9 protein-coding genes and 2 pseudogenes are annotated in these 12,708 nt (G+C 66.1%); 4 read left to right on the top strand and 7 right to left on the bottom strand.

All coding sequences use genetic code 11. From position 1 onward, the window contains the following. The 6 genes and pseudogenes from ACK5IR_RS00095 to ACK5IR_RS00070 all read right to left on the bottom strand — a co-directional run. Window positions 1-495: pseudogene (locus ACK5IR_RS00095) on the bottom strand (amidophosphoribosyltransferase); the annotation flags it as partial. Between the two features lie 214 nt (window positions 496-709). Then, window positions 710-1,306, bottom strand: a complete 597-nt coding sequence (locus ACK5IR_RS00090) for a CvpA family protein (protein WP_416924660.1) — start codon at window positions 1,304-1,306, stop codon at window positions 710-712. A gap of 46 nt (window positions 1,307-1,352) precedes the next feature. Further along, complete coding sequence (gene radA / locus ACK5IR_RS00085; RefSeq protein ID WP_416924658.1) at window positions 1,353-2,717, bottom strand: DNA repair protein RadA; 1,365 nt, start codon at window positions 2,715-2,717, stop codon at window positions 1,353-1,355. A gap of 66 nt (window positions 2,718-2,783) precedes the next feature. Next, window positions 2,784-3,050, bottom strand: coding sequence for a hypothetical protein (locus ACK5IR_RS00080; RefSeq protein ID WP_416924656.1), 267 nt, complete (start codon window positions 3,048-3,050; stop codon window positions 2,784-2,786). 60 nt (window positions 3,051-3,110) lie between these two features. Beyond that, window positions 3,111-4,259, bottom strand: a complete 1,149-nt coding sequence (locus ACK5IR_RS00075; protein ID WP_416924654.1) for a hypothetical protein — start codon at window positions 4,257-4,259, stop codon at window positions 3,111-3,113. Between the two features lies 1 nt (window position 4,260). Further along, a complete protein-coding gene (locus ACK5IR_RS00070) occupies window positions 4,261-5,040 on the bottom strand; it encodes an SDR family oxidoreductase (RefSeq protein ID WP_416924652.1) in 780 nt (259 codons plus the stop codon). A gap of 453 nt (window positions 5,041-5,493) precedes the next feature. Here ACK5IR_RS00070 and ACK5IR_RS00065 point away from each other — a divergent pair, with 453 nt between their 5' ends. Together ACK5IR_RS00065 and ACK5IR_RS00060 are read left to right on the top strand one after the other, a co-directional pair. After that, window positions 5,494-6,066, top strand: a complete 573-nt coding sequence (locus ACK5IR_RS00065) for a L,D-transpeptidase (RefSeq protein ID WP_416924650.1) — start codon at window positions 5,494-5,496, stop codon at window positions 6,064-6,066. A 77-nt stretch (window positions 6,067-6,143) separates the two neighbouring features. Continuing rightward, a complete protein-coding gene (locus ACK5IR_RS00060; protein ID WP_416924648.1) occupies window positions 6,144-6,992 on the top strand; it encodes a hypothetical protein in 849 nt (282 codons plus the stop codon). A gap of 76 nt (window positions 6,993-7,068) precedes the next feature. On the opposite strand, the gene parA is transcribed toward ACK5IR_RS00060, so the two are convergent. Next, window positions 7,069-7,710 carry a ParA family partition ATPase gene (gene parA / locus ACK5IR_RS00055; RefSeq protein WP_416924646.1) on the bottom strand — a complete coding sequence of 214 codons (642 nt, stop codon included), beginning with the start codon at window positions 7,708-7,710 and terminating at the stop codon, window positions 7,069-7,071. A gap of 254 nt (window positions 7,711-7,964) precedes the next feature. On the opposite strand from parA, the gene ACK5IR_RS00050 reads away from it, so the two are divergent. Together ACK5IR_RS00050 and ACK5IR_RS00045 are read left to right on the top strand one after the other, a co-directional pair. Then, a complete protein-coding gene (locus ACK5IR_RS00050) occupies window positions 7,965-9,848 on the top strand; it encodes an autotransporter assembly complex protein TamA (RefSeq protein WP_416924644.1) in 1,884 nt (627 codons plus the stop codon). After that, window positions 9,848-12,708: pseudogene (locus ACK5IR_RS00045) on the top strand (hypothetical protein); the annotation flags it as partial. The gene ACK5IR_RS00050 and the pseudogene ACK5IR_RS00045, both read left to right, overlap by 1 nt.

The following is a 12,708-nucleotide window of genomic DNA, read 5'->3' as shown; positions in this document are numbered from 1 at the left end:
GCGCGCCATCAGGTGGATGATGCATTCGCTGTCGCTGCTCGACTGGAAGATCGAGCCGCGCTCGATCAGTTCGCGGCGCAGCGCGACAGCATTGGTGATATTCCCGTTATGCGCAATCGCGGCGCCGCCCATCGAGAATTCGCCGAAGAACGGCTGAACGTCGCGAATCTCGGTCCGGCCCTTCGAGCCGGCGGTGGAATAGCGCACGTGGCCGATGGCGATATCGCCCGGCAGCGTCTCCATCAGCTTGGCCGAGGTAAAATTGTCGCGCACATAACCGAATCGCCGTGCCGAATGAAACCCCGTCTCGCGGTTGTGGCTGACGATCCCGCCGGCCTCCTGCCCGCGGTGTTGCAGCGCATGCAAGCCGAGGGCAACGAAATTGGCGGCTTCGTCGGCACCGATAACGCCGAAAACCCCGCATTCCTCGCGGAGCTTGTCATCGTCAAAGGGGTGTGCGGCAAACGGACGTGTCTCGGTGAGCGCGGCAGGCATCAGGCAAGGTGCTCCGAATCCGGGCAATGGCAGGCGCGGCCTGTGTAGGACGTTCGCCACCCGGTGTCATCCCTTTGTCACGCAAACACGCAAACGCAACACCGTATCGGGCGGCACCCGCGAACGCCAACCGCAACAAAACAGCATCCAAGACCCCGAGCGGCTATACCGGAGCGCCCGGCCCGGCCGTTCAACATTACGCGAGGCGGTGAAATCAGCCGGCGCTGTCCGCCGGTGTCGCCGGCTCCGACGCGCCGCCGCAGGACTTGTCGATCAGCGTTTCGAACTTGTCGGTCAGCCAGGCAAGTGTGGTTTCCTGATCCGAGATCTGGCTGGTCAGCGAATCCTTCATCGAGGCGAAGACATTGGCCGAGCGGCTGTTATCGACCGTGGCAACCCCCTGCCCGCCCATGGCGAAATCGTAGATGACGAAGGCGATGACGACGATCAGCATGCCCCGCAGAGCGCCAAACAGGAACCCGAGCCCCTGATCGATGGCGTTGAAGGCCGAGCGCTGTACCACCGACGAAAAGACCGGCGTGAAAAGCGCGAAGACGATCAGCGCCAGCGCGAACACCCCGGCAAAGGCGGCGATGGTCGAGGCGGTGCAATTGTCGAGCACCTTGCTGACCCCGGGGATCTCGCGCATCAGCGGTTCGGCGCTCGGCGCGAAGATATAGGCCAGCACCGCCGCCGCGATCCACCCGGCAACCGCCAGCGCCTCGCGCACGAAACCGCGCGAATAGGCGAGGATCGCCGATATCAAGATGATGAGCGCGACGCCACCGTCGACGAGGGTGAAACCTTCCATTCGCCTGCCTTCCTGCCCCGATCCGTCAAAGTTCATTGTCCGCCGGTCAACCGGCGCCAAACATTTCACCTACAAATTCCGTCAGATCCGAAACCCGACGGAGCGTGACGCCCGCCGGAACCGATCCGCTCGACCGCTCCGGCAGCGCCGCCTGCGAAAAACCAAGTTTTTGCGCCTCTTTCAACCTGTTTTCTGTCTGACCCACCGGGCGGAGCGCGCCGCTCAGGCTGATCTCGCCGAAAACCACCATATCCGCCGGCAGCGCGACATCCTCGCGCGCCGAAAGCAGCGCAGCGGCAACAGCCAGATCGGCTGCGGGTTCGCTGACCCGCAGCCCGCCCGCGACATTCAGGTAGACATCGAGCCCGGCAAACGGAATTGCGCAGCGCGCCTCGAGCACGGCAAGGATCATCGCCAGCCGCCCGCCGTCCCAGCCGACAACCGTCCGGCGGGCCTGCGGTGTCGGGCTGGGGGCGACGAGCGCCTGAAACTCAACCAGCAGCGGCCGGGTGCCCTCGACCCCGGCGAAAACCACCGCCCCGGGGCTGCGCACCTCGCGGTCGGAAAGAAACAGCGCCGACGGGTTGGGCACCTGCGTCAGGCCGGCCCCGGTCATCTCGAACACCCCGATCTCGTCTGCCGGGCCGAAACGGTTCTTGACCGCGCGCAGGATGCGGAACTGGTGGCCGCGTTCGCCCTCGAAATATAGCACCGTATCGACCATGTGTTCGACCACGCGCGGCCCGGCGATCTGCCCCTCCTTGGTGACGTGGCCCACCAGAACCACCGCCGTTCCGCGCCGCTTGGCAAAGCTCACCAGTTCGTGGGCGGCGGCACGCACCTGGCTGACCGAACCCGGCGCGGCCTCAACCCGGTCCGACCACATGGTCTGGATCGAATCGATGATGGCAAGGTCGGGGCGTTCGCGGTCGAGCGTGGCGAGGATGTCGGTCAGGCCGGTTTCGGCGGCCAGGCGCACCGGCGCCCGCCCCAGTCCCAGCCGCTGCGCCCGCATCCGCACCTGCGCGCTGGCTTCCTCGCCCGAGACATAGACAACCGAAAGCCCCGCACCCGCGAACTCGGCCGCCGCCTGCAACAGCAGCGTCGACTTGCCGATTCCCGGATCGCCGCCGACCAGAATGGCCGAGGCCGGAACCAGCCCGCCGCCGAGCACCCTGTCAAGCTCGTCCATCCCCGAACAGGTGCGCGGCGGCGCGGCCTCCTCGGTCGCCAGATCCAGCAGTTGCACCGGTTTGCCGCGTCCGCCCGATGCCGAACCCCGCCCCGGGCCTGCGGCGAGCGGCGCCTCTTCGGCAATGGAATTCCAGGCGCCGCAGGCATCGCAACGCCCCGACCACTTGTTGTAGCGCGCACCGCATTCGGCGCAGACATATTCGCGGATTCTCGCCATGCGACATGCCATGCCTCAGCCGCAGCGGATGGGCAAGCGGGTGTTCCGGCCGATCCCGCCGCAGGTTCAGTCGGAATGCCCCGCCGCGCCGCGCTGCCCGATCATCCGGCTGGCAAGCCACAGCAGCAGAACGCCCGCCGCCGAGACCGGCAGCGCCTGCTGCGGATCGCTCACCAACAGCAGGCTCGCAAGCGCCACCTGAAGGGCGACAACCGCCACCGCCGCGTAAAGCAGCCAGACCGGCCCCTCGGCAAGAAAGGCGCGCCGCAGCGCCAGCAGGCTGATGCCGGCCAGCACGACAAGCGACAGGGCGCCAGTCAGAAAGGGAAACATCACGACGTTCCTCGCACCACTGGTTCGGTGCCAGTATCGAGCGCGGGGGTTAACCATATGTTAAGATGTGCCGCTCCCGCGCTCCGGCCCGGTCAGTTCGAACGCCACCTGCCCGAGCCGCCTGCCGTTGAGCTGAAGGTGCAGGAAATGCGGCCCCGGATAGAGGGAAAAGGTCGTCGCGTCCGCCTTGAAAACATGACGTTTGCGAAACGTCACCGTCCTGTCGGGCACTATCTCGGCATCCTTCAGCCGGAAGACCCTCTCGCCACGGCGTCCGTTCGCCCTGGCAAAATCGACCGAATAATCGACGATCACCCGTTCCCGCCGCGCCGCCCGCAGCGTCACCGCGATCTCCATCGCCGCGCCGATCCCGACCACGGCGGGCGACACCTCAAGCGCGATCAGCGCCACCTCCGCCCCCGCCCGGTAGCCCAGCATCTCCAGCGCGCCCGGATCGCCCGCCCTGACCAGCGTGCGCAGGGCATGACGGGCCATCCAGTCCAGTTCCTTGCTGTCCTGAAGCTCCGCCGCGCGCCATTGCCCGACCCGTTCCATCACCGCTGCCGGATCGGATTTCGTCAGATCGTTCAGATGGTTGGAAACCGACCGGGTAACATAGCGCGTGCTGTCGGCATGAAGCCGGTCGAGCAGCGGCAGCGCCCGCCCCGGCGCGATGCCGATCCTCTGCCCCCATGGCAGGCGGGGCCGCGTGCCCTCGCTCACCAGCCGCCGCACGTGGTAGTTTTCATGACCGGCCCAATCCTCCATCCGGGCCAGAACCTCGTCCGGCCAGCGGTTCAGGAAGGTGCGAATCGAGTATTCCATGCTGAAGCGCCGGGTAATGTCCTCCAGCAGATCGAGCGCGCGCTGCGGGTCGCCGAGCCCCAGCCGCTCGACAACGACGCCAAGCGGCGCCACGATGAAATCGCCGAAATCGTCATCTGTTCTGGTCGGGTCGAGAGGCGGCGGCAGGGCGGCACGGACGATATCCGCAGCGTCCGGAAACCCCGGCGGAAGGCGCGCGATCAGGCATTCGGCGATCCAGTCGATACGCGCCTTCAGTTCCAGTTCCGGCAGGCGCGCCATCACGTCGGACACGAACGCCCGGACCGGAAAACCCGGATCGGCCGACTGCATCCAGCCCGCCAGCAGCGTGACCTTGTTTTTGTTGAACAGCGCGTCCTTGAGGCTGAACCTGTCCTGCAGCATCTCAGATCGTCAGGTTGGTCGCGCCGCCATCGAGCAGGATGTTCTGCCCGACAATAAAGCCCGCGTGCTGCGAGCAGAGGAAGGCGCACATGGCGCCGAACTCGGCCGGCGTGCCGTAGCGGCGCACCGGGATAGCCGCCTCGCGTTGCAGTTTCGCTTCCCCCGGCGTGATCCCCTCGGCCCTTGCCACCCCGGCGTCGAGGCTGATCGCCCGGTCGGTGGCATGTATGCCCGGCAGCATGTTGTTGATCGTCACCCCGTACGGCGCCACCTGTCGCGAGGTTCCGGCCACGTACCCGGTCAGCCCGGCGCGCGCCGAATTGGACAGGCCCAGCACCGCAACCGGTGCCCTGACCGAAACCGAGGTGATGTTGACCACCCGGCCCCAGCCGGCATCGATCATGCCGGGTAGCAGCGCCTTCATCAGCGCGATCGGTGTCAGCATGTTGGCATCGAGCGCCGCGATGAAATCCTCCCGGTCCCAGTCGGTCCACATGCCCGGTGGGGGTCCGCCGGCGTTGGTGACCAGAATATCGACCTGTCCGGCAGCATCCAGCACCCGGTCGCGGCCGTCCCCGCTGGTGATGTCGGCAGCGACGGCGGTAACCGAAACACCGTATCTTGCGGCGATCTCGGACGCGACGGCATCGAGCGTCGCGGCGGCGCGCGCATTCACAACCAGATCGACACCCGCTGCCGCCAGCGCCTCGGCGCAGCCGCGCCCCAGCCCCTTGCTCGCCCCCGTGACAAGCGCCCGCTTCCCGGCAATTCCCAGATCCATCACCACTCTCCCGGTTGAGTCCGCCGCAACGGTGTACCGGAGTACTGCCGCACCGCAACCCCGCATGAAAGCCCGACTCCGTCCCGATATCGACGCAGCGGCAGACAAGAGACGGATTTCAAAACGGAATTTCCGGTATTCCGGACGTGACGCAAAGCCCGAAATGCGGTATGCTTGATAGAGAATTGTCGAGTTCATTTTCAGAGGACCAGATTGATGAAAGCCGAACAACGCCGTCATTCGCCCCGGCCGCCAGTGCGCCGCAACCGACGCCCGGCCCCCAAGGGCCGTTTCCGGTTCACCGATTTCGCGATGATCTGAATTTCCGATAGCGGCACCGGCACCACACAAAGGCGCACGAATTCGTGCGGTTGTTACCCGGCGTGTTGATTTTCAAGGCGGTTTTTGAAAGTTACTTTTCCCAAGAATTATCAATGTGGGATCCGGAGTAACATGCTTTCACGAAGAGACTTTCTTGCCGCCTCGCTTGCGGTCGCGGCGCTGCCGGCGCTGGCACAGGAAACACCCGCGACGGGCGGCTTCAAGCTCGACCCGAGGTTTGCGCCGCAAGTCGTTCCGATAAAAAGGCAATTCAAGCCCGGACAACTCCTGATCCTGCCGCGCAGCCATTATCTCTATTTCGTTACCGAACCCGGCAAGGCGATCCGCTACGGTGTCGGGGTGGGCAAGGCCGGTCTGGAATTTACCGGAACCGCAACCATCGACGTCAAGAAGGAATGGCCCACCTGGCGCCCGACGCAGGAGATGATCGCGCGCGATCCGGTGACCTATGCGAAATTCAGGGGCACCGACTATGTTCAGCCCGGCGGGCCGGGCAATCCGCTTGGCGCGCGCGCGCTCTATCTGTTCCAGAACGGGCGTGACACCTATTTCCGCATTCACGGAACCAACCAGCCCTCGTCCATCGGGCGCTCGGTTTCCAACGGCTGTATCCGGATGATCAACGAGCATGTCATCGACCTGTACAAGCGCGTGCCGATCGGCACGGTTGTGACGGTGCTCTGAATGCGCAGCGGCGGGCCGGAAAATTGACCCCCGGCCCACCGCTGACACGCCGCGACAGACGGTGCCGAATCTGCAACATGCCGCTGCCCGCCGGCAGCGCTGCCGATATCTGCGATGCCCCGCTTTGCCGCACGCGGCGGCAGGTCGAGATAGACCAGCAGCACAGCGCCAGTCTGCGCGCCAAACGGGAAATGATGCGGCAACGACGGTTCGCCCGGGCGCGATCGCTGCTTGCCACGCTCGCCGCAAGACTTGGCGGGACAAACTGGCACGCAATTCCGACAACCATTGTCCCGATGATCGACGGGAAACCGACCGAACGTGCGCCCGACGAGATCGAAAGGCTCACCTCCCGGATCGACGCACTGCTGGACAGGGTTTTTGCCGATCACGACGCATCTGTCGCCCTGCCGGACGAAATCGGGGAACGCAGGGCCCTGTCGGCCGCAGATCCCCCGGCGCTCAACGCAGCCTGTATCGCCTGCGGCGGGCATTGCTGCCTGCTTGGGCTTTTTCGCATGGCCTTCCTGACCGAGAAGGACATCGCGCGGTTTCGCGCCGACAATCCCGCCATGACGCGCGACGAAATCCGCGCTGCCTATATCGGCAGGATTCCCGAACGAAGCGTCAGGAACTCCTGCCTGTATCACGGCGCGACGGGATGCGCCCTGCCGCGCGAGATGCGCGCGCTGACCTGCAACCGCTGGCAATGCGGCCCGCGTTTCGACCTGTCCCGGCAGATCGACGAATATGGCACCGGTGGCAGCGTCGTGCTCGCCCTGGCCGAGGATCATGAGGATTTTCCTCAGGCCGGCGCCTCCCTCATTCGGGCGGTAACGGTCGACGGCAACGGTCGCTTGCGGTTCCACGACGATCTCGAACTTCCGCCAATGACCGCGGGAGTCGGGCCTGAAGTTGCCATATAAAGTGTAAAATTCAGTATTTACGATATATTACAAAGCCAGATCTGCCGGCCCAGTCTCACCGAAACGCGTAGTCAGATCAAATCCGCTCGAGCATCGCCACAACCTCGTCCGAAAGCGCCGCGACTTCCGCAGCGGCCGGACCGGACCGCTGCCGCTCGCTCACGCCGAATCCCTGCCCCAGCGCCTCGGCAAAAATGACCCGGTTGCCAAGAACGGCCGAAGCGACAGGCGCATCCAGTTCCGCCATCCCGGCCTCCATCTCGGCGTTGAGCCGCGTTCCGGCGCGGGCCCGGTTCAGCACCAGAAGCCCGGTCTTGCGGGTGCGTTCGACCAGTTCCAGAACCGCTTCGGTCGCCCACAGATCGAGCTGGCTGGCGGATACCGGCACGATCACCAGATTGGCTTCGCGCAGCGCCGGGCGCAGATCGCTGTCGGCCTTGGGCGGCGTGTCGACGATGACGAAATCGTTCGTTTTCCGCAGCTTGTCGCATTCATAGCCGACCCCCCAGGCGCTTGCGGTCGAAAACTCCATGCCCGGCTCTCCTCCGGTCGCCTCGCGCCGGGTCATGAACCACCGGCCCAGGGAGCCCTGAGGATCGGTGTCGAGCACGGCAACCCTGTGACCTTGTTCCAGCAGGTGGACGGCCAGGTTGACCGCGACGGTGGTCTTGCCGCTGCCGCCTTTCTGCTGCGCCACCGTGATCGTGTATCCCGCCATTGCCCGCCTCTTCCCCGCGACCGATTCTACAAGGTATCGTGGCGCAAATGCTGCACGCGCACAATACCGGGTATAACGCGACCCCGCTTCGGCATTCGCGCAGCGGCGCCTGATCACGGCGGCGCGAAGCAGGTCCGGCCGAATTTGCCGACAGGTTGTCTTTTGTTGTATCGCTGTAACAAGGTCGTATGAACCCCCTGCACGGAACGTTGCGGCGTTACGATTCTACCGCGATTGCATTAAGGATTTTGGCCATGAGGCTTTCGACTTTCCTTTGTTCGCGCACCTGCGCCGCTGCCCTGATCGGGCTGGCAGCGCTTCCGGCGTTTTCGCTCGATTCCGTTGTGGTGAATGCGCCGGGCGCCAGCGACGGATTGCTGAAATCGCTGGAGAGCGCCTCGCTGATGAAGCGGCAGCTTGCCGAACAGGAGGCGACGATCAAGGCGGCGGAACCGCACTGGTACACACCCTGGCGGCGCAAGGCCAGGCCGGTCGAACTACCCAGCAATACCGATACGCTTGCCAGCGCGCGTGCCGAATACCGCCGCCTGCTGACGGTGCTCTACGAAGAGGGGCGTTATAACGGAACCGTCAGCGTGAGGATCGACGGGCGCGAAGCGGCGGATATTTCGCCGATCGACCCGCCCGCCGAAATCCGCAATGTCGTCATTACCGTCGATCAGGGGCGCAAGTTCCGCTTCTCGCAGGCCGATATCGGCCCGCTCGCCCCGGACACCGAACTGCCCGAGGAATATGCGAAGGGCGAGGTGGCACAATCCGGCGTGATCCTTCGGACCGCCCGGCAGGCGACAACCGCATGGCAGGATTCCGGGCACGCCAAGGTGTTTCTTGCGCGGGAGAACATCACCGCGAACCATGCCACCAACAGCGTGGCCGCGGAGCTTGTGCTCGCGCCCGGGCCCCGGCTGCGTTTCGGCGACCTGATTGTCAGCGGCAACGAACGCATGCGCACGGAACGGATCGTCGCCATCGCCGGACTTCCCGGGGGCGAGGTCTACAGCCCCGAGGAACTGAACGACGCCGCCGAACGGCTGCGCCGGACGGGCGTGTTCCGCTCGGTCTCGATGAACGAGGCCGAGGATGTCCGGCCCGGCGTTCTGCTCGACATCTACACCGAGGTGCTGGAGGAAAAGCCGCGCCGCTTCGGCTTCGGCGCCGAACTGACCAGCACCGAGGGTTTGCGCGTCAACGCCTTCTGGATGCACCGCAACCTGTTCGGCGGGGGCGAGAATCTGCGGTTCGACCTCGATATCGAGAACATCGGCGCAACCGAGGCGGACAACGGAACCGATTATATCGGCTCGGTCGCCTTCACCCGCCCGGCAACCTTTCACCCGGATGTGGATTTCACCCTCCAGGCCTATGTCGAGCACGAGGACGATCCGGGATATATCGCGACCACGGCCGAGATCGGGACCGGTGTCACCTATCATTATTCGAAGGAACTGCTGCTGAACGCCAGCCTGAACTACCGCGCCTCCAAGGTGGAGGACGCGTTCGGCAAGCGCGACTATTCGATGATCAGCCTGCCGCTCAAGGCGACCTGGGACAGGCGCGACGATCTGCTCGACCCGACCGGCGGATTCTATATCGACACCACCATCACCCCCTTCGCCGGGATCAAGGACATGGACAACGGCGCGCAGTGGCTGCTGGACGGACGCGCCTATTACGGCTTCGGCGAAGACAGGAACACGGTTCTGGCCGGGCGCATTCAGTTCGGCAGTCTCTTAGGGCCCGAGATAGCCGAGGCGCCGCAGGATTTCCTGTTCTTTGCCGGGGGCGGCGGCTCGGTGCGCGGCCAGCCCTATCAGTCGCTCGGGGCGGGCGAATACGACGATACGATCTATGGCGGCCGGTCCTATGCCGCGCTGTCGGGCGAGATCCGCAGCTATGTGCGCGGCAATTTCGGGCTCGTGGGCTTTTACGACGCCGGCTATGTCGGCGCCGAGGAGTTCTATGACGGCGGCGGAACCTGGATGAGCGGCGCCGGCCTCGGCATCCGCTATCGCACCGGCATGGGGCCGATCCGGGTGGATTTCGCAACCCCCGTCAGCGGCGGCCCCGACGATGCCGATCCGCTGCAACTCTATATCGGTATCGGACAGGCATTCTGATGCGTATCATTGGCGCCGCTTCGTTTACCCTGATCGTGCTGCTGACCCCGCTCGCCCTGCCGGCGCAGGACGAGGACGGCGGCGGCATGATCCAGCGTTTTCTGCAACGCTCGCTGTCGGGTTCGGGCCGAGAGGTGCGGATCAACGGCTTCGAGGGGTTGCTGAGCGGCGAGGCCAGGCTGGCCGAACTGACCATCGCCGACGACGAAGGCGTCTGGCTGACGCTCAGGAATGCCGTGCTCGACTGGAACCGCGCCGCGCTGCTGCGCGGCCAGCTTTCGGTCGAGGAGCTTTCGGCCGGAGAACTGATCGTGGTCCGGCGCCCGGTGGCCGCGCCCGCCGACGACACGATCGAAGCGCCCAAGGCCGAGGCGTCGGGGTTCTCGCTGCCCGAACTGCCGGTCGAAATCCGCGTCGGAAGGCTTGCCATCGACCGCGCCGAACTGGGTGAGCCGGTGCTCGGCCAGGCCGCGGTCCTTGCGCTTGGCGGGTCGGTCACCCTGGCCGATGGCGAAGGGTCGGTCGACATCGCACTTGACCGGCAGGATCGCCCCGGCGATCACGTAGCGCTGCGCGGTGGCTTTGCCAATGAAACGCGCGTGCTTTCGGTCGATGTCGGGGTCGATGAAGGTGCGGGCGGGCTGGTCTCGTCCCTGATGAAGCTGCCGGGGGCGCCCTCGCTCGACCTGACGATCGCCGGCGAAGGGCCGCTGTCGGATTTCGGTGCCGATATCGCGCTGCGCACCGACGATCAGGACCGTATCACCGGCAACGTCCGCCTGACCGGCACGGAGGACGGAAGTTCGCAATTCGCGGCCGAGGTTGGCGGCGACGTGACCCCCCTGCTGCCGGCCGAATACCACGACTTTTTCGGCACCGATATCCGGCTGATAACCGATGGCAGCCGCGCCGTCGACGGGGCGTTCGATCTGACCCGACTGGCGCTGACCGCCCGAAGCCTCGACCTGCGCGGCGCGGCGCGGCTTTCCGCCGAAGGCGTGCCCACCTTCTTCGATGTCGAGGCGACGATTGCCGACAGCGGCGGCGCTCCGGTCCGGCTGCCAGTGGCAAGCCCGGTATCGCTCGGCCATGCCGCCATCACGGCGAAATTCGACGCCAGCCAGAGCGACAGCTACCAGATCGCCGGCGGGATCGCCGGTCTCGATCTTAAGACCACGCAGATCGCCCGGATCGACCTTTCGGGCAGCGGCACGATTCAGGACGAGACACCCATATCTGTCGCGTCGGATCTTTCCTACCGCATCACCGGTCTGGCCCTTGAGGATGCGGCGCTGAGCGCGGCGGTCGGCAGCGACCTTGCGGGCACGCTGGCGCTGACATGGCAACAGGGCGGCGCGCTGAATCTGACCGATATCGGCCTGACCGGTGGCGATTACAGCCTTGCCGCCAAAGGCGACGCGCGCATTCAGGGGCGCAGCGTGCATCTTTCCGGCGACGCGGCGGTCAACGCGGCCGACCTTTCACGGTTTGCCGCGCTTTCGGGCCAGAAGCTGGCCGGCAGGGCGCAGGCGAAACTGGCCGGCAAAGGCGACCTGCTGGGCGGTACCTTCGACATCACGCTCGATGCCGGGGGCGACGGCCTGTCGATCGGCAACGCGACAGTCGATCCGCTGCTTGCCGAACCGGTAACCCTCAGCGCCGCGGCGCGGCGCAGCACCGAGGGCACAACGCTGGAACGGTTCGACCTGAACAGCCGCGCGGTGACGGCGAACGCCTCGGGCAATATCGGCAGCGGCGCCTCGGACTTCGGCTTTCAGGCGGCACTGTCCGATATCGGGCTTGTCCTGCCGGGCCGCGAGGGGGCGCTGGCGCTGTCGGGCCGGGCGCATGAAGCCTCGCCCGGCGACTGGCGCGCCGAGGTCGATCTCGACGGGCCCTACGAACTGACCGGCAGCTTCGGTGGCAAGGTAACACCGGGCGACAGCGACCTGACACTGGCCCTGAACCTGCCGGATATCGCGCCGCTGGTCCCCGGCCACAGCGGCGTCATCGACCTTTCCGGCACCGCCCGGGAAACCGGCACCGGCTGGCAGTTCGCGCTTACCGGCAGCGGCCCCTATCAGGCGGCGCTCGACCTCGACGGTTCGGTCGGCGACGGCCCGCACCGTATCCGGCTGGCGGCCGGGCTGCCCGATATCGCACCGCTGGTGCCGCAGCTTTCCGGCCCGGTGCGCGCCGAAGGCACGGCCTCGGACGCGGGCGACGGGCTGTGGCGGGTCGATTTCGACACCAGCGGCCCGATGGAGGCCGTTGCCGCCATCAGCGGGCTTGTCGGCGGCGGCAAGAGCAGCCTCGATCTCGACCTGTCGGTACCCGATCTTGCCCCGGTGGTTCCCCAGCTTGCCGGCCCGCTCAGCGCACGGGGCAACGCATCCGAACTGGGCGCGGGGCGCTGGAAGCTCGATTTCGACCTGAATGGTGCGCAATCCACAAGCGCAGCCCTTGCCGGCACTGTCGGCGGTGGCGGCACCGATTTGGCGGTCGACCTGACCGTGCCCGATATCCGGCCCTTTGCCGCCGGCTTCACCGGTGCGCTCAACGCCAGAGCGACCGCGGCGCAGCAGGCGGGCGGGCCATGGGCGCTCAACATCGATGCGACCGGCCCCTATCGCAGCACGGTTTCGGGCGGCGGCACTTATGGCGGCGGCACCTCGGCGCTGGCGCTTCGCGCCGTCCTGCCCGATCTCGGCGCCATCGTGCCCAGCCTGTCCGGCCCGGTCACGCTCGACGGAAAGGCGAACGAGGCCGGCGCCGGGCTGTGGGATGTGACACTGGACGCGGGCCTTCCCTATAACGGCAAGGCGCAGGTGCAGAGCACGCTCGGCGGTGCGGCACTGGC

This window comes from Tropicimonas sp. (assembly GCF_047971885.1).
In the GTDB taxonomy this organism is placed as follows: Bacteria; Pseudomonadota; Alphaproteobacteria; order Rhodobacterales; family Rhodobacteraceae; genus Tropicimonas.
This window is presented reverse-complemented; position numbering and strand designations above follow the sequence as displayed.